16 protein-coding genes are annotated in these 16528 nt (G+C 71.1%); 11 read left to right on the forward strand and 5 right to left on the reverse strand.

What is annotated here, in order from left to right:
- Window positions 1–56: 56 nt before the first annotated feature.
- The 5 genes from K6I33_RS01705 to K6I33_RS01725 all read left to right on the forward strand — a co-directional run bounded on the left by K6I33_RS01705 (window position 57) and on the right by K6I33_RS01725 (window position 3753).
- The gene (locus K6I33_RS01705; protein ID WP_229347886.1) at window positions 57–872 is read left to right on the forward strand and encodes a phosphatase; all 816 of its coding nucleotides are present in this window, start codon (window positions 57–59) and stop codon (window positions 870–872) included.
- Between the two features lie 128 nt (window positions 873–1000).
- On the forward strand, window positions 1001–1210 hold the full coding sequence (locus K6I33_RS01710) for a helix-turn-helix domain-containing protein (RefSeq protein ID WP_067299677.1): 210 nt from the start codon (window positions 1001–1003) through the stop codon (window positions 1208–1210).
- Between the two features lie 110 nt (window positions 1211–1320).
- Window positions 1321–1419, forward strand: a complete 99-nt coding sequence (locus K6I33_RS01715; RefSeq protein ID WP_003948845.1) for a 30S ribosomal protein bS22 — start codon at window positions 1321–1323, stop codon at window positions 1417–1419.
- A 214-nt stretch (window positions 1420–1633) separates the two neighbouring features.
- Window positions 1634–2680: an NAD-dependent epimerase/dehydratase family protein gene (locus K6I33_RS01720; RefSeq protein ID WP_229347844.1), complete on the forward strand. Its 1047-nt coding sequence runs from the start codon at window positions 1634–1636 to the stop codon at window positions 2678–2680.
- Between the two features lie 14 nt (window positions 2681–2694).
- Complete coding sequence (locus tag K6I33_RS01725) at window positions 2695–3753, forward strand: lysophospholipid acyltransferase family protein (protein WP_229347846.1); 1059 nt, start codon at window positions 2695–2697, stop codon at window positions 3751–3753.
- Between the two features lie 50 nt (window positions 3754–3803).
- On the opposite strand, the gene K6I33_RS01730 is transcribed toward K6I33_RS01725, so the two are convergent.
- The 4 genes from K6I33_RS01730 to K6I33_RS01745 form a co-directional block, all read right to left on the reverse strand.
- The gene (locus tag K6I33_RS01730; protein ID WP_229347847.1) at window positions 3804–4994 is read right to left on the reverse strand and encodes a DUF5667 domain-containing protein; all 1191 of its coding nucleotides are present in this window, start codon (window positions 4992–4994) and stop codon (window positions 3804–3806) included.
- A 252-nt stretch (window positions 4995–5246) separates the two neighbouring features.
- Complete coding sequence (locus K6I33_RS01735; RefSeq protein ID WP_229347848.1) at window positions 5247–6047, reverse strand: ECF subfamily RNA polymerase sigma factor, BldN family; 801 nt, start codon at window positions 6045–6047, stop codon at window positions 5247–5249.
- Window positions 6048–6508: 461 nt separating this feature from the next.
- Window positions 6509–7456 carry an HAD family phosphatase gene (locus K6I33_RS01740; protein ID WP_229347849.1) on the reverse strand — a complete coding sequence of 316 codons (948 nt, stop codon included), beginning with the start codon at window positions 7454–7456 and terminating at the stop codon, window positions 6509–6511.
- A gap of 138 nt (window positions 7457–7594) precedes the next feature.
- Window positions 7595–7873 (reverse strand): glutaredoxin family protein, encoded by a 279-nt coding sequence (locus K6I33_RS01745; protein WP_229347850.1) that lies wholly within the window; start codon window positions 7871–7873, stop codon window positions 7595–7597.
- A gap of 370 nt (window positions 7874–8243) precedes the next feature.
- Here K6I33_RS01745 and K6I33_RS01750 point away from each other — a divergent pair, with 370 nt between their 5' ends.
- The 6 genes from K6I33_RS01750 to K6I33_RS01775 all read left to right on the forward strand — a co-directional run bounded on the left by K6I33_RS01750 (window position 8244) and on the right by K6I33_RS01775 (window position 14734).
- Window positions 8244–9023 carry a redox-sensing transcriptional repressor Rex gene (locus K6I33_RS01750; protein WP_229347851.1) on the forward strand — a complete coding sequence of 260 codons (780 nt, stop codon included), beginning with the start codon at window positions 8244–8246 and terminating at the stop codon, window positions 9021–9023.
- Window positions 9020–10417: a glutamyl-tRNA reductase gene (locus tag K6I33_RS01755; protein WP_229347852.1), complete on the forward strand. Its 1398-nt coding sequence runs from the start codon at window positions 9020–9022 to the stop codon at window positions 10415–10417. Before K6I33_RS01750 ends, K6I33_RS01755 begins: the two co-directional genes overlap by 4 nt.
- Window positions 10414–11385, forward strand: a complete 972-nt coding sequence (gene hemC / locus K6I33_RS01760; protein WP_229347853.1) for a hydroxymethylbilane synthase — start codon at window positions 10414–10416, stop codon at window positions 11383–11385. Before K6I33_RS01755 ends, hemC begins: the two co-directional genes overlap by 4 nt.
- On the forward strand, window positions 11382–13031 hold the full coding sequence (locus K6I33_RS01765) for a bifunctional uroporphyrinogen-III C-methyltransferase/uroporphyrinogen-III synthase (protein WP_229347854.1): 1650 nt from the start codon (window positions 11382–11384) through the stop codon (window positions 13029–13031). The genes hemC and K6I33_RS01765 overlap by 4 nt, the downstream gene beginning before the upstream one ends.
- Entirely contained in the window at window positions 13028–14020 is a 993-nt protein-coding gene (hemB, locus tag K6I33_RS01770) for a porphobilinogen synthase (RefSeq protein ID WP_275126607.1), read from the forward strand. The genes K6I33_RS01765 and hemB overlap by 4 nt, the downstream gene beginning before the upstream one ends.
- Window positions 14021–14302: 282 nt before the next feature.
- Window positions 14303–14734, forward strand: a complete 432-nt coding sequence (locus K6I33_RS01775) for an ATP-binding protein (RefSeq protein WP_229347855.1) — start codon at window positions 14303–14305, stop codon at window positions 14732–14734.
- A gap of 4 nt (window positions 14735–14738) precedes the next feature.
- Here the strand turns inward: K6I33_RS01775 and argS are convergent, their stop codons facing one another.
- Window positions 14739–16493, reverse strand: a complete 1755-nt coding sequence (gene argS, locus K6I33_RS01780) for an arginine--tRNA ligase (RefSeq protein WP_229347856.1) — start codon at window positions 16491–16493, stop codon at window positions 14739–14741.
- Between the last annotated feature and the right edge of the window lie 35 nt (window positions 16494–16528).

Here is a 16528-nt window from a genome sequence, read left to right on the forward strand (position 1 = left end):
CCCCGAATCCTCGCCCCCCGCCCTCCCGGTCCGCGAGCATCGGGCTCGTGCCGAACATGCCGAACCGTCACGCGCTCCGCGGTCATCTCCTCGCCACCCGGCTGGCGGGGACCGTCGCCACGTCCAGGGAGCGGAGCCTGAGTCGCTATCGGTTGTTCGCCGCCCGGGATCCCCGGGTGCTGATCGGGCTGGAGCCTAAATCTGACTGGCGTTTCCCCGAGTTGTTGCAGTTGATGGTCCAAAGGTGTGGTGTTTCGGCCGATCCCAAGCACACTTCCGGGCAGGATGTGATCGATCCGGACCGCACGCTGGTGGCACTCGATGCCTTCGCCGATCGGCTCGCGACGGCGGCCGCGCTGGGCGCTCCCGTGCTCCTGGGCACCGGTCACCCCCACCCGCTCCTGGGCTTCTACGCCGCTTTGGCCGCCGCCTTGTCGGCGGCGGGATGCGATGTCCTCACTCCGGCGCAGGGTCGAAGTGTCGACATAACGACCCGGTTCGGCGTACGCACCTACAACCTTCACTACGCCCAAGGAGTCGCGATGGTGCGCGAACCCGGCGCACGGGGTCCCGGAAGTGAGCCCGGCGCGCATACTCATTCACCTCTCCCGGTTCGTACCGTGCTTGACGCCGTGGCGGGGTCGGGCGGGCCGTTGCCGGCCTTGGTCATCGGGGACCACGGATGGGTCTGCGGGGCAGGTCAGCTGGGCATTGAGGTCATCGGGCTGGCGGACTCGGACGACCCCGCGCTGTTCGTCGGAGAGGCCGAGGGGCGAGTGTCCGTCGCCGTTCCGCTTGATGACACTGTGCGGTCTGATTACTACCGACCGCTTACTCGCTATGTACTCAATCGAGCGTGTCTGTCACAGTAGGCGGCCGATGGCTGCTCCTCTTCCCCACTCGCATCACCCGCCCCTAACCTGGGGAGTGAGCGCGCAGCGACGAGGAGTCACCGGAGGGGAAGCCGGTGCGCGTCATGTGCGGAAGGTTCAGGTGTGTCATGGCTGCTGGCGAAAGGCCTCTCAACGAGGTCGTGTTCCTTACCGTGGCGGAGGTCGCCGCGGTGATGCGAGTCTCCAAGATGACCGTGTACCGACTGGTGCACAGCGGTCATCTGCCGGCGATCCGGGTGGGCAGGTCGTTCCGGGTCCCAGAACAAGCGGTGCACGAGTACCTCCGGGAGTCCTACGTGGGGGTGGAAACAGCCTGACGGGGGCCCTGGATTACGCTGATCGCCCGGTGCCGGGTAGGCTGGCCCGATGTAGGTCGTGTGGGCTCGGACGCCCCGCACCGAGTGAATCGATGTAAGCGAGGGTAGTCGTGGGCTCTGTTATCAAGAAGCGGCGCAAGCGGATGGCCAAGAAGAAGCACCGCAAGCTGCTCAAGCGCACGCGTGTTCAGCGTCGCAACAAGAAGTAAGCAGCGCCGCTGTGCTCGACCCGCAGCCCTTCCACCGGTCACGGTGGGAGGGCTGCGGTGCGTTGCGGTGAGTAAAGCCTTCGCTACGGCTTGAAATGACGCCCGGCCCGACCGGCGGTCATCACAGTGCAACAACGACCCGCTACGGTGGCCGCGACAGGGCACCGCTCGTCTCCCCTGACATGGGACAGACGTGGGAAGGAAGGCGCTGATCTTGGGCAAGGTCGTGCTCGTCACCGGAGTCGCACGGCAGCTGGGCGGCAGGTTCGTCCGCCGGATCCAGCGCGAGCCCGACGTCGACCGCGTCATCGGGGTGGACGCGGTGCCACCCGAGCACCATCTCGGCGGGGCCGATTTCCTACGGGCGGACATCCGCCACCCGACGATCGGCCGGGTCCTGGCGGAGCACTCCGTCGACACCGTGGTCCATATGGACGTCAACGGCACCCCGCTGGGCAAGCGCGGCAGCCGGGCCTCGGTCAAGGAGACCAATGTCATCGGCACCATGCAGCTGCTCGGTGCCTGCCAGAAGACCCCGTCCGTCAAACGGCTGGTGATCAAGTCCAGCACGAACGTGTACGGTTCCGCGCCCCGGGATCCCGCGGTCTTCACCGAGTCCACGCCGCCCAAGTCGCTGCCCAGCGGTGGCTTCGCCAAGGACGTCGTCGAGGTCGAGGGCTATGTCCGGGGCTTCGCCCGCCGCCGGCCGGACGTGGCGGTGTGCGTGCTGCGCTTCGCGAACGTCCTGGGGCCCTGCGCGGACTCGCCGCTGGCGGAGTACTTCTCGCTGCCCGTGCTGCCCACCGTGCTGGGCTTCGACCCCCGGCTCCAGTTCGTCCACGAGGACGACGCCATCGAGGTGCTCCGGATCGCCGCCGGGGAGCCCGCCAGGTCCACGCTCAACAGCGGCACGTTCAATATCGCCGGGGACGGCGTTCTGCTGCTCTCACAGGCCGCCAGGCGCCTCGGGCGCCCCACGCTCCCCTTCTTCCTGCCGACCGTCACCTGGGTCGGCTCCGCGCTGCGGTCGGTCGGCGCCCTGGACTTCTCGCCCGAGCAGGTCCGGCTCCTCACCCACGGCCGTGTCGTCGAGACCGCGCAGATGCGCGAGACCCTGGGCTTCCGCCCCCGGTACTCCACTCCGGAGGCCTTCGCGGACTTCGCCCGCAGCCGCGGCCCGGGGCTGCTGCCGCCCGAGACCCTCGCCCGTACCGTCGACCGGATCGCCGCGCTGATGCCTGCCGGCAGCGGCCAGAACTGAGGAGCGCACTCACCATGGCCGATGCGAAGGTCATCCCGTTCGGCGAGGAGCCCCGGGCCAAGCGGCGGCCGGGCCGTACGGCCCGCGGCCGGACGAGCCGGGTGCCGGCGGCGCTCGCGCCCGTACCCGCCCAGCGGGAGGAGGAGCGGGCCCGCACCGGCCAGGAGGGCCGTCCGGAGCAGGCCGGGGACGGTGCCGCCGCCGGGGCTACGGGCGGCGCGGCCGCCGGGGACGGCGGCTGGGAGCGGAAGCTGGCCCACGGCCTGAGCTTCCTGCGCCGCCGGATCACCGGCGAGTACGAGGTCGACGACTTCGGCTACGACCAGGAGCTCACCGATCAGGTGATCCTCTCGATGCTGCGGCCCTTCAAGGAGAAGTACTTCCGGGTCGAGGTGAAGGGCATCGAGAACATCCCGGAGAAGGGCGCGGCGCTGATCGTCGCCAACCACTCCGGCACCCTCCCCATCGACGGCCTGATGCTCCAGGTCGCCGTGCACGACCACCACCCGGCCGGGCGGAACGTGCGGATGCTCGCCGCCGACCTCGTCTTCATGCTGCCGCTGATCAACGAGCTCTCCCGGAAGCTCGGCCACACCCTCGCCTGCGCCGAGGACGCCCAGACGCTGCTGGGGCGCGGCGAGGTGGTGGGGGTGATGCCGGAGGGCTTCAAGGGGATCGGGAAGCCGTTCTCCGAGCGGTACAAGCTCCAGCGCTTCGGGCGGGGCGGCTTCGTCCAGACGGCACTGCGTGCCGGGGCGCCCATCGTGCCCTGCTCGATCGTCGGGGCCGAGGAGATCTACCCGATGCTCGGCAATTCGAAGACGGTCGCGCGGCTGCTGGGCATCCCGTACTTCCCGCTCACACCGTCCTGGCCCTGGCTGGGGCCGCTGGGGCTGGTGCCGCTGCCGACGAAGTGGACGATCCAGTTCGGGGAGCCCATCCCCACGGACGGCTATCCGCCGGAGGCCGCGGACGATCCGATGCTGATGTTCAACCTCACGGACCAGGTCCGGGAAACGATTCAGCACACCCTCTACAAGCTGCTCGTGCAAAGGCGGTCGGTGTTCTTCTGACCTCTGTTGATCTCTGACGAGGGCAGAAGAACACCGACCGCCGGAAGGCGCTACTTGTCGTCCTCCCCGTGGATGCCGAGCCCCGGAAGGATGTTCGGCAGCAGCGGGGGGATGGTGATGTCGGGCTGCTTGGACGGCTTGCCGTCCTTGCCGTGGGCCGACCGGTCCGGGCTGGAGCCGTCCGTGCCGGAGGGCGGCTGGAGCAGGCCCGTGCCGCCCAGCAGGCCCTCGTGCTCGTCCCGGCTGCTGGGGGAGGACTGGGCGGGCTTGCCGCTGGGGTGCTTGCCGTCGGCCGTGGCCGGGGCCTTGGGGCTCGCCGCGGGGCTGTCCTGGCCACCGCTGCCGGAGGAGCCATGGCGGGCGGCCCCGGACGGGCCCGCGGCGTCGCCGTGCTTGGCCTGCTTCTCATGGAGCAGCCCGCGCAGCGGCTCGACCTCATCGTCTATGGCGTCGAGCACCGAGGAGACGCCGTTCCCGACGTCGGCGAGCTGGACGGGGAGCCGCTCGCGCAGCCGGCTCCAGCCCTCGCGGTGCGAGGCGGTGAACGAGGAGAGCCGCTGGATCGCGCCCAGCGAGCCGTCGCGCTGATAGACGCCGTGCAGCAGCCGGTGGCCCTCGGCGGCGTCGTGCTGCATCCCGGAGAGGGTGCGGCGGATCTCCGACAGCGACTCGTGGTCGAGCTGCCCGGAGCGGCCGCGCTCCATCAGCCGGTTGGCCTCCTGGAGCCGCGTCGACGCCTGGTCGAGGAAGAGCCCGCCCCGGTCGGAGTCGCCGTCGGCCATGCCGAGCTTGAGGTCCTCCATACCGCGCTTGAGCCCGTACAGGGTGTCGCCGGGCAGGGCGCCGGAGCTCGCCGCGGCCACACCGCCGAAGGCCCCCGCCGCCACGCCGACCGTGAGGCCGCCCGCGGCGAGCCCTTTGGACCAGCGGGAGCGCGGCCTGAGCCGGCTCAGCGCCCGGTGGGCACCCCGCCCGGAGCGCTGCGCCGGAACGGCGCCGCCCCCGGCGAACTGGGCCTCCATGGCGGCGATCAGCTGCGCTCGCTGGACGGTCTTGACCTCGGCGTCCAGCTCGGGGGCCGGCAGCGCGCCGAGGCCGCCCGTCAGTGCCAACAGCCTTGACTGCTCGGTGTCTTCCAGCGATGGGCCGGACTGTGCGGCCGCAGCACCCTGGACTTCCTGGTCCTCCAGGGCCTGGGCGAAGGCGTTCGCCCGCCGGTGCGCCGATACATTCGCGATCACAGGCGGCACCTCCTCTCGTCATGACGGTCGACTTCCCGGGGCACCTGAAGGGTTGCACGCCGTGCACGCATCCACTCGATGGAGTGAGTGAATACGGTCACGAAGCGCCTTGGGGAAGTCTGCATCCCGGACAACGAGTGGCGCGGCAGTCGGGTTACGCGGCCGGAGCGAGGTGGCCGCCGGTGAGTGAATCCAGACATCGGGTCGGTGAAGGGTCCGGTCGATCGGGGCGGTCGAGGGGTCCGGTGCGGGTCAGCGGGCGTCGTCCGGGAGGAGCCGGGCCAGGGTGCGCACGGCCCGGTACTGGAGGGTCTTGATCGCTCCCTCGTTCTTCCCCATCACCCGGGCGGTCTCGGCGACCGAGAGGCCCTGGAGGAAGCGGAGGGTGACGCACTCCTGCTGCTGTGGATTGAGCTTGCGCACCGCCTCCAACAGGGCGGCGTTGGAAAGGGATTCGAGGACGGAGTCCTCCGGGCTGCGCTCGACCTCATTGGCGTCGAGCATCTCGCCGGTGGTCACCTCCAGCCGGAAGCGCGACGACTTGAAGTGGTCCGCGACCAGATTGCGGGCGATGGTCACCAGCCAGGCGCCGAAGTCGCGGCCCTGCCAGGTGAAGGTGCCGATGCGGCGCAGGGCGCGCAGGAAGGTCTCGCTGGTCAGGTCCTCGGCCGTGGCCCGGCCGCCGACGCGGTAGTAGATGTAGCGGTAGACGGTGTCGGCGTACTGGTCGTAGAGCCGGCCGAAGGCCTCGGCCTCGCCGGCCTGGGCGCGCTCGACCAGGTCGAGCATGCGGGCGCTGTCGCTGTCGGCGCTGGGACGGCGGGGCGCGGTGGACGTGGCGGTGGCGGCTCCTCGGCGGGTTCGTCTGCCGACGGCGGCACCGCTCTCGGCGAGGGCGTAGCAGGGGCCGGCATGGCCGCCCACCGCTGCGGTGCCGAGCGTGGCGAAGGCGGGGACGGCGTACGCGGTGGGGACGAAGACGCGCAGACGGTCGAGGACCGCTGCGCGCAGCGTAGCCAGGCCCGAGGCGTCAACCCCGACGTGTGGGTACACGGGACTCCCAGAGGCAGAGCTTCCATCACGTGCAGTGCGGGGCCGTTCACTCGTCGTAGGGACAAGCGGGCACCGGCTTGCGTCTGAGGAGAATAACCCTTCGTACAGGCAGCGCTACACCGAGTTGCCTAAATCATCGTTTCCGTTCGATCTTCTTACGGTTCATGGCCGATCAAATATCGAACTGCCAGCGGTAGTTGACCGGATTTGGCGAGGGTGTGGCCGATTGGGCAGCGTGTTGTGGCAATCCGGACACGCAAGGACTGCCGGGGGCCATGTGGGGGTATGACAAAAGGATTGCCTGTGCGATCAAGGCGGTTACGGGCAGTGGCGAGGAGGCGCGCCGAAGCGTCGCCCGTACCGGTGACGGTGGCCCACTCCGTGGTGGGCGGACGCATGGGGACGCCGGGCCCGGAATCCGGGCCCGGCTCCACGGCGATGATCCGGGGGGCAGGGGTGGTTCAGCGGCGGCTGCGGCGGTGCAGCGCGATGCCGGCGGCCGCGCCGCCCGCGAGCGCGCCGAGGCCCGCCGCGGCGGGGATGCCGATCTTGGCGGCCTTGCGGCCCGTCCGGTAGTCGCGCAGCCGCCAGCCGTGCTCGCGCGCGTGCTTGCGCAGCCGGCCGTCGGGGTTGATCGCGTACGGGTGGCCGACGAGCGAGAGCATCGGGATGTCGTTGGCCGAGTCGCTGTAGGCGGCGCAGTGGGCCAGGTCCAGGCCCTCGGCGGCGGCCAGGGCGCGGACGGCCTCGGCCTTGGCCGGGCCGTGCAGCAGCTCGCCGACCAGCTTGCCCGTGTAGACGCCGCCGACCGACTCGGCGACCGTGCCCAGCGCGCCGGTCAGGCCCAGCCGGCGCGCGACGATCGTCGCGGTCTCGACGGGGGCGGCGGTGACCAGCCACACCTTCTGGCCGGCGTCCAGGTGCGCCTGGGCGAGGGCGCGGGTGCCGGGCCAGATGCGCTCGGCCATGTACTCGTCGTAGATCTCCTCGCCGATGGTCATCAGCTCGGAGACGCGGTGGCCCTTCACGATCGACAGGACGCTGTCGCGGGCCTCCTGGACGTGCTCGGGGTCCTCGATGCCCGCGAGCCGGAACCAGGTCTGCTGCCAGGCGAAGCGCGCGAGCTCGCGCTTGCCGAAGAAGTGCCGCTTGTAGAGGCCCCGGCCGAAGTGGAACATGGCGGCGCCCTGCATGACCGTATTGTCCAGGTCGAAGAACGCGGCGGCCTTCTCGTCGCCCACGACGGGGAACTCGGGCTCGGGCTCCGGGGGCGCGCCGGGGCCCCCGGCCAGGGCCTCTTCGTTCTCCTGGGCGGACTTGCGGGCTGCCTCCGCCGCCGCCTCGCCTGCCAGCACGCTGCGTGCGGTGGCGGAACGCCTGCGGTAAGTGAGCCATCCGAGTGCGGCCATGCCGCGAGCATAGCCAGTTTGTTCGGGGTAACCGGAGTCCCCTCCGCCGTGATGGCGTGAACTCTGCGCGTCGGGGCGGTTACCCGGCGGGTGGCCGCGCTGGTCGCGGAGGTGCGCGGGCGGTGCGGGGAAGGCGGGTCAGGCGCCGAGGGCCTTGCGCAGCCGGTCCGGGTTCACCCGCCAGAAGTCGTGCTGGGCGCCGTCGACGAGGATCACCGGGATCTGCTCCCAGTACTTGCGGTACAGCTCCTCGTCCTCGGTGATGTCCTTCTTCTCCCAGCGCGCGCCCAGCTCGCCGCAGATCTCGGCGATCACGGCCTCGGCGTCGTCGCACAGGTGACAGCCGGGCTTGCCGATCAGCGTGACGACGCTGTCGGCCGGGTTCTTGCGGGCGCCGCGGCGCAGGAGCGGACTCATGCCGGCCATTCTGGCAGGCGCCTCCGGCAGGCGTCGGCGCTCCGGAGCGCGGCCGGAATGGATGCCTGAGTCGACTACCATCGTGGGCGTTTTGTTGACGTCCGGGAGGAAACGGCCCGGCTGGGGAAGGGAGTGGGCGGTCATGACCCCGTCGGCTCGCTCCTGGTGCGCAAGTGGCCTGAGTGGCAGTCGTGGCGCCATCGCCCATGGTTCCCGCCTTGACGGGAATCACCGCGTGACACCCATCACTTTGGCCGGGCAAATCGGACACCATCTTTGTGCACGCGTTCACAAAGGCATAGCCTGCGTTCAACAGGGCGGTTCTGGGACAAGGCGCTGCCCGCAGCCCCGCTCTACCCGCAGGAGCACCGTGGCAACTGGCCGAACTCACCGACCGGCGACCCGAAGCCGAGGGATCCCCGAGGCCACCGTCGCCCGGCTACCGCTGTATCTGCGCGCGCTGACCGCGCTCTCCGAGCGCTCGGTCCCCACGGTCTCCTCCGAGGAGCTGGCCGCCGCGGCGGGCGTGAACTCCGCCAAGCTGCGCAAGGACTTCAGCTACCTCGGCTCGTACGGCACCCGCGGCGTGGGCTACGACGTGGAGTACCTCGTCTACCAGATCTCGCGCGAGCTCGGCCTCACCCAGGACTGGCCGGTCGTCATCGTCGGCATCGGAAACCTCGGCGCGGCCCTCGCCAACTACGGCGGCTTCGCCTCCCGCGGCTTCCGGGTCGCGGCCCTGATCGACGCCGACCCCGCGATGGCCGGGAAGCCGGTCGCCGGGCTGCCCGTGCGGCACACCGACGAACTCGAGTCGATCATCCGTGACAACGGCGTCTCCATCGGTGTCATCGCGACCCCGGCCGGCGCCGCCCAGCAGGTCTGCGACCGGCTCGTCACCGCCGGTGTCACCTCGATCCTCAACTTCGCGCCGACCGTGCTCTCCGTGCCCGAGGGCGTGGACGTGCGCAAGGTCGACCTCTCCATCGAGCTGCAGATCCTCGCCTTCCACGAGCAGCGCAAGGCGGGCGAGGAGACCGGCCCGGCGGCCGCCGCCGCGTCCCGCGCCGGGACGCCCGCGCGCACGGCCCCGGGCACGGGCGGCGGAAAGGGACCGGAGGGGGACGTCCCCGCCGTGATGCCGGCATGAGTCTTCTGGTCGTCGGCCTCAGCCACCGCAGCGCGCCGGTGAGCGTGCTGGAGCGGGCCGCGCTCGCCCGCGAGACACAGGCCCGTCTCGCGCACGACGCGCTGGCCGCCGAGCCCGCCACCGAGGCGGCGGTGCTGGCCACCTGCAACCGCATCGAGCTCTACGCCGACGTGGACAAGTTCCACGCCGGTGTGGCCGAGCTGTCCACGCTGCTCGCCCACCACTCGGGCGTCGGCCTGGACGAGCTCACTCCGTATCTCTATGTGCACTACGAGGACCGGGCCGTCCACCACCTCTTCTCGGTGGCGTGCGGGCTGGACTCGATGGTCGTCGGCGAGGGCCAGATCCTCGGCCAGATCAAGGACGCCCTCGCCCTCGGCCAGGAGCTCCACACCGCCGGCCGGCTGCTGAACGACCTGTTCCAGCAGGCCCTGCGGGTCGGCAAGCGCGCCCACAGCGAGACCGGCATCGACAAGGCCGGCCAGTCCCTGGTGACCTTCGGCCTCGAACGCCTCGCCTCCGGCGAACCGGTGGCCGACTGGGTCGCGGGCAAGCGCGCCCTGGTCATCGGCGCGGGCTCGATGTCCTCGCTCGCGGCCGCCACGCTCGCGCGCGCGGGCGTCGTCCACGTGGCGATCGCCAACCGCACGGTCGAGCGCGCGGAGCGGCTCGCCGAGATCCTCACCGCCCCGGGTGCCCCCGGCGCCGTCACGGCGAAGGCGGTGGAGATGACCGCCGTGCCCGCGGAGCTGGCGATCGCCGACATCGTGGTGTCGTGCACGGGCGCGACGGGCCTGGTGCTGACGATCGACGTCGTCCGGGAGGCCCTCGCGGGCCGCGCCGGCACCGGCCCGGCCACCGCGCAGGCGCGCACGGACGAGGACCTCGCCCTGCTCGACCTCGCCATGCCCCGCGACATCGACGCCGCCGTCCACCGCCTGGAAGGCGCCCGGCTCGTCGATATCGAGACCCTGGCCGAGGCCTCCGCCGACGCTCCCATGGCCGCCGACGTCGACCAGGTGCGCACCATCGTCTCCGACGAGGTCGCCGCCTTCGGCGCCGCCCAGCGCGCCGCGCACATCACGCCCACCGTGGTGGCCCTGCGCACCATGGCCGCCGATGTCGTGGCCGGGGAGATGGCCCGGCTCAACGGCCGGCTGCCCGGCCTCGACGACAAGCAGCGCGCGGAGATCACACAGACCGTGCGCCGCGTCGTCGACAAGCTCCTGCACGCGCCCACCGTCCGGGTCAAGGAACTCGCCTCGACCCCCGGCGGCGCGGGCTACGCCGACGCCCTGCGGGAGCTCTTCGACCTCGACCCGCAAGCGGTCGCCGCCGTCAGCAAGGCGGACCCGCAACACGGTCGCCCCAACACAGCACGGGAGTCGGCATGAACGACACCACCGCCACGGCGCCCCTGCGACTGGGCACCCGGCGCAGCAAGCTGGCCATGGCCCAGTCCGGGATGGTGGCCGAATCCGTACGGCGGCTCACCGGCCGCCCGGTCGAGCTCGTCGAGATCACCACCTACGGTGATGTCTCGCGCGAGGCCCTCGCACAGATCGGCGGCACCGGCGTCTTCGTCTCCGCGCTGCGCGACGCGCTGCTCGCGGGCGAGATCGACTTCGCCGTCCACTCGCTGAAGGACCTGCCGACCGCCCAGCCGGACGACCTCGCCCTCGCCGCGATCCCGGTCCGCGAGGACCCGCGCGACGTGCTGGTCGCCCGCGACGGGCTGACCTTCGAGACCCTTCCCAAGGGCGCGAGGATCGGCACCGGCTCACCGCGCCGCATGGCCCAGCTCAACGCCTGGGCCCGCGCGCTGGGTCTGGAGATCGAGACCGTGCCGATCCGCGGCAACATCGACACCCGCATCGGCTACGTCACCAGTGGTGAACTGGACGCCGTCGTACTGGCCGCCGCCGGGCTCAACCGGATCGGCCGGATCGGCGAGGCGACCCAGTTCCTCACGCCCGACACCGTTTTGCCCGCCCCCGGCCAGGGGGCCCTGGCGATCGAGTGCGCAGTGACCAACGCACCCCTCGCCGCCACGCTCGCCGAGCTCGACGATCCGCACACGCGGCTCGCCGTCACCGCCGAGCGGTCCCTGCTCGCCGCGCTCGAAGCCGGATGCAGCGCACCCGTGGGTGCGCTCGCCGACTTCCAGGGCGACGAGAAGGCTGTCACCGAAATGCGCCTGCGCGGCGTCGTCGGCACGACCGACGGCTCCACGCTGGTGCAGCTGTCCACCACCGGTCCCGTACCCGCGTCCGACGAGGACGCCCTTGCTCTCGGCCGCGCTCTCGCCGCCGAGATGCTCGACAAGGGTGCGGCCGGTCTTATGGGGGAGCGAGCACTTTGAACCCCACCGCCCCGAACCACCCCGCGCACGGGCACGTCACCTTCCTCGGTGCCGGCCCCGGAGACCCGGGTCTGCTGACGCTGCGTGCCGTGGAGGCGCTGGCGGCCGCGGACGTCCTGATCGCCGACCCGCAGGTGCTCGACGTGGTGCGTACGCACGCCCGCAGCACCGTGGACATGCCTGTCCAGACGGTGACCGACGAGGCGTCAAAAACCGCTGACGTCTCCGTTCTCAGGGACACCGCCAATCTTGTCATGTCGGCCGCGCGCGGCGGCAAGCGGGTCGTCCGTGCGGTGCTCGGCGACCCCGGCCTCGACGGCGACGCCGGCGAGGAGATGCTGGCCTGCGCCGCCGAGGGCATCACCTTCGAGGTCGTGCCCGGCGTCGCCACCGCCGTCGGCGTGCCCGCCTACGCCGGTGTGCCGCTGCGCGACGGCAGGGGCGGTGACGTCCGCTTCGTGGACGCCCGTACCGCCTCCGCCACCTGCTGGGCCGAGGTCGGCGCGAGCCAGGTGACGGCGGTGGTCTCCACCACCCTCGACTCGGTCGTGGCCACCGCGGGCGAGCTCGTGGCCGCCGGCCGCAAGGCCGACACCCCGCTCACCGTCACCGTCGCCGGCACCACCACCCGCCAGCGCACCTGGACGGCCACCCTCGGCACCCTCCAGCAGACGCTGAAGGCCGCCAAGGTGCTGCCCGCCGCCGATGGCGGCCAGCCCGTCATAGCCGTGGTCGGCGAGCGCAGCGCTGCCGAGCAGCGCGACCGGCTGTCGTGGTTCGAGTCCAAGCCGCTCTTCGGCTGGAACGTGCTCGTCCCGCGCACCAAGGAGCAGGCCGCCTCGCTCTCCGACCAGCTGCGCTCCTACGGCGCCGTGCCCAGCGAGGTCCCGACCATCGCGGTCGAGCCCCCGCGCACCCCGCAGCAGATGGAGCGCGCGGTCAAGGGCCTGGTCACCGGCCGCTACGAGTGGATCGCCTTCACCTCCGTCAACGCCGTCAAGGCCGTCCGCGAGAAGTTCGAGGAGTACGGCCTCGACGCCCGCGCCTTCGCCGGCATCAAGGTCGCCGCCGTCGGCGAGCAGACCGCCAAGTCGCTGATCGAGTTCGGTGTGAAGCCGGACCTCGTCCCCTCCGGCGAGCAGTCGGCGGCCGGCCTCCTGGAGGACTGGCCCCCCTACGACCCGGTCTTCGACCCGATCGACCGTGTCTTCCTGCCCCGCGCCGACATCGCCACCGAGACCCTGGTGGCCGGCCTGATCGAGCTGGGCTGGGAGGTCGACGACGTCACGGCCTACCGGACCGTACGGGCCTCGCCGCCGCCGGCCGAGACCCGCGAGGCGATCAAGGGCGGCGGCTTCGACGCCGTGCTGTTCACCTCGTCCTCCACCGTGCGGAACCTCGTCGGCATCGCCGGCAAGCCGCACAATGTCACCGTCATCGCCTGCATCGGCCCCGCCACCGCGAAGACCGCGGAGGAACACGGCCTGCGGGTGGACGTGCTGTCGCCCGAGCCCTCGGTGCACAAGCTGGCCGAGGCGCTCGCGGAGTTCGGCGCGGCCCGGCGCGACGCGGCCCTGGAGGCCGGCGACCCGGTCACCCGCCCGAGCGAGCGGCGGCCCGGATCGCGTAGAAGGGCACGGAGTTGAGCACCACGTACGGCACGTTCCCGGGGTCCCGGCCCCGGCGGCTCCGCACCACCCCGGCCATGCGCCGGATGGTCGCCGAGCACCGGCTGCACCCGTCCGACCTGATCCTTCCCGCCTTCGTGCGGGAGGGCGCGGCCGAACCGGTGCCGATCTCGGCCATGCCCGGGGTCGTCCAGCACACCCGCGACACCCTCCGCAAGGCCGCCGTCGAGGCGCTGGAGGCGGGCGTCGCCGGGATCATGCTCTTCGGCGTCCCCGAGGAGGCCAAGAAGGACGCCCTCGGCACCGCCGGCACCGACCCCGACGGCATCCTCCAGGTCGCCATCCGCGATGTGAAGGCCGAGGTCGGCGACGAACTCGTCATCATGTCCGACCTCTGCCTGGACGAGTACACCGACCACGGCCACTGCGGCGTCCTCGACGACGGGGGCCGTGTCGACAACGACGCCACCCTCGAGCGCTACGCCGAGATGGCCCAGGTCCAGGCCGACGCCGGCGTCCACGTCGTGGGCCCCAGCGGAATGATGGACGGTCAGGTCGGCGTCATCCGCGACGCCCTCGACCAGACCGGCCACGAGGACGTGTCGATCCTCGCCTACACCGCCAAGTACGCGTCCGCGTTCTACGGACCGTTCCGCGAGGCCGTCGGCTCCTCCCTCCAGGGCGACCGCAAGACCTACCAGCAGGACCCGGCCAACCTCCGCGAGTCGATGCGCGAGCTCGAACTCGACCTCGCCGAGGGCGCCGACATGGTCATGGTCAAGCCCGCCCTGCCCTACCTCGACGTCCTCGCCAAGGTCGCCGAGAGCGTCGACGTGCCCGTCGCCGCCTACCAGATCTCCGGCGAGTACGCGATGATCGAGGCCGCCGCCGCCAACGGCTGGATCGACCGCGACCGCGCCATCATGGAGACCCTCACCGGCATCAAGCGCGCCGGCGCGAACATGATTCTCACGTACTGGGCCACGGAGGTCGCGCGGCAGCTCTAGCCGCCCCCCACCCGCCCGTCACACAGCGCGATGGCGGCGTTCCCCGGCCGACGAGGCCCCGGAACGCCGCCATCGGCATGCCCGGCCTGCGAACCCCTCGCCTCCGCTTCCCATTTGCGCAGCTCACGCGAGAGGAGGCGCATAGTTCACGATCGTCACCCACACAGGTCGAGTCTTGGCGAAATGACGGAGGCGCGGCGTACGCGATCCGACCATGACTACCGTGTGTGTCAGGTCGCTTACCCCGGCGCTTATCGCGGCGCTCATCCCCCGGAGGCGTGCATGAGCCATGACCCCGAACTCACGGACGACTGGGAGTACACGCTTCAGGTCCCCTCGGACCCCATGGCGCCATGCATCGCGCGCCGCACCCTGCGCACCATCTTCGAGGAACACGGCTTCCTGGAACTCGCCGACACCGCCGAGCTCCTCACCTCGGAGCTGGTCACCAACGCCTACCGCTACTCCGACGGACCCGCGTCCGTACGCGTCAAACGCGAGGGCGACCGCGTCAGGGTCGCCGTCTGGGACACCAACCCCCGACTGCCCGCCCTCGACGGCGTCGCCCTGCCCGACGCCGAGAACAGCGCCGAACAGGGCCGGGGACTGGGCCTGGTGCAGTGGTGCGCCGACAGCTGGGGCGGCTTCGCCCTGCGCGACCAGCCCCAGGGGCTGGTCGGCAAGCTCATCTGGTTCGAGCTCGGGGCCGGATGAGGCCTCAGAGGCGCTCGGGCGTACGGATGCCGAGCAGCGCCATGCCCCGGTGGAGCGTACGGGCGGTGAGGTCGCAGAGGAACAGACGGTTCTCCACGAGCTCCGGCGACTCGGCCTTCAGCACCGGGCACTGGTCGTAGAACGTCGTGTACAGCGAGGCCAGCTGGTAGAGGTACCCGGCCATCTTGTGCGGCGCGTACTCCTCGGCCGCCTCCGCCACCGTCGCCGCGAACTGGTCCAGGTGCAGACCCAGGGCGCGCTCGGCCGGGGCCAGCGGCAGCTCCGGGTGCGCGACCGGGCCCGCCTCGCCCGCCTTGCGCAGGATCGACTGGATACGGGCGAACGCGTACTGCAGGTACACGGAGGTGTCGCCGTTGAGGGACACCATCTGGTCCAGGTCGAACTTGTAGTCGCGGGCCGCCGAGGTCGACAGGTCCGCGTACTTCACGGCGCCGATGCCCACCTGCGCGGCACGCTCGGCGATCTCCTCCTCGGTCAGGTCCCGGGCCTTCTCCCGGACCACGGCACCCGCCCGGTCGATCGCCTCGTCCAGCAGGTCCACCAGCCGGACCGTCTCGCCCTCACGGGTCTTGAACGGCTTGCCGTCCTTGCCCAGCACCGTGCCGAAGGCGAGCTGCACCGCGTGGACGTCATCGTTGAGCCAGCCGATCCGGCGGGCCGTCTCGAAGACCATCTTGAAGTGCAGCGACTGCCGGGCGTCCACCACGTACAGCAGGGTGTCCGCCTTCAGGTTCCCCACCCGGTCGCGGATCGCGGACAGGTCGGTGGCCGCGTAGCCGTAGCCGCCGTCCGACTTCTGCACGATCAGCGGCACCGGATTGCCGTCCGGGCCCTTCACGTCGTCGAAGAACACGCACAGCGCACCCTCGGAACGGACGGCGACGCCCGACTCCTCCAGCAGCCGGCAGGTCTCCGCCAGCATGTCGTTGTAACCCGACTCGCCCACGACGTTCTCGTCGAGGATCTCCATGTCGAGCTTCTCGAAGACCGAGTAGAAGTAGATCTTCGACTCGTCCACGAACTTCTGCCACAGGGCGAGCGTCTCCTCGTCCCCGGCCTGGAGATCCACCACCCGGCGACGCGCACGCTCCTTGAACTCCGCGTCCGCGTCGAACAGGGCCCGGGCCGCCTTGTACAGACGGTTCAGGTTGGACATGGCCTCCTCGCCGGAGGCGCCTTCCTTGTGGTCCAGCTCGTGCGGGTGCTCGATCAGGTACTGGATGAGCATGCCGAACTGGGTGCCCCAGTCGCCGATGTGGTGGCGGCTGATCACCTTCTCGCCGGTGAACTCCAGGATCCGCACCGCCGCGTCACCGATCACCGCGGACCGCAGGTGACCGACGTGCATCTCCTTCGCCACGTTCGGCTGGGCCCAGTCGATGACCGTCGTGCCCGCCTTCTCCGAGAGCGGCACACCCAGCCGGTCGTCCGCCGCACGGGCCGCCAGCGTCCGCGTGATCGCACCGTCGGCCACCGTGATGTTGAGGAAGCCCGGGCCCGAGACCTCGATCTCCTTGATCACATCACCGGCCGGCAGGCCCTCGACGACCTTCGCCGCCAGCTCCCGCGGATTGCCCTTCAGCTTCTTCGCCAGCGCCAGCATGCCGTTGGCCTGGAAGTCCGCCCGGTCGCTTCGTCGCAGCAGCGGATCGACGGCACCGGCCTCCGGCAGAGCGGCCGAGAGGGCGTCCGTGATGCGCTGGTCGAGCGTGGAAGCGAGCGAGGGAACCGAAGCCATGGGATGGGAGCCATTCCGGTAGGCGGCATTTCGAA

This window comes from Streptomyces sp. UNOB3_S3, assembly GCF_020740895.1.
GTDB lineage: Bacteria > Actinomycetota > Actinomycetes > Streptomycetales > Streptomycetaceae > Streptomyces.

Coding starts and splice junctions, on each gene's coding strand:
- K6I33_RS01705 (WP_229347886.1), top strand. CDS start 57: ATGCCGAACCGTCACGCGCTCCGCGGTCATCTCCTCGCCACCCGGCTG.
- K6I33_RS01710 (WP_067299677.1), top strand. CDS start 1,001: ATGGCTGCTGGCGAAAGGCCTCTCAACGAGGTCGTGTTCCTTACCGTG.
- K6I33_RS01725 (WP_229347846.1), top strand. CDS start 2,695: ATGGCCGATGCGAAGGTCATCCCGTTCGGCGAGGAGCCCCGGGCCAAG.
- K6I33_RS01740 (WP_229347849.1), bottom strand. CDS start 7,456: ATGGCCGCACTCGGATGGCTCACTTACCGCAGGCGTTCCGCCACCGCA.
- K6I33_RS01745 (WP_229347850.1), bottom strand. CDS start 7,873: ATGAGTCCGCTCCTGCGCCGCGGCGCCCGCAAGAACCCGGCCGACAGC.
- K6I33_RS01755 (WP_229347852.1), top strand. CDS start 9,020: ATGAGTCTTCTGGTCGTCGGCCTCAGCCACCGCAGCGCGCCGGTGAGC.
- hemC (WP_229347853.1), top strand. CDS start 10,414: ATGAACGACACCACCGCCACGGCGCCCCTGCGACTGGGCACCCGGCGC.
- K6I33_RS01775 (WP_229347855.1), top strand. CDS start 14,303: ATGAGCCATGACCCCGAACTCACGGACGACTGGGAGTACACGCTTCAG.
- argS (WP_229347856.1), bottom strand. CDS start 16,493: ATGGCTTCGGTTCCCTCGCTCGCTTCCACGCTCGACCAGCGCATCACG.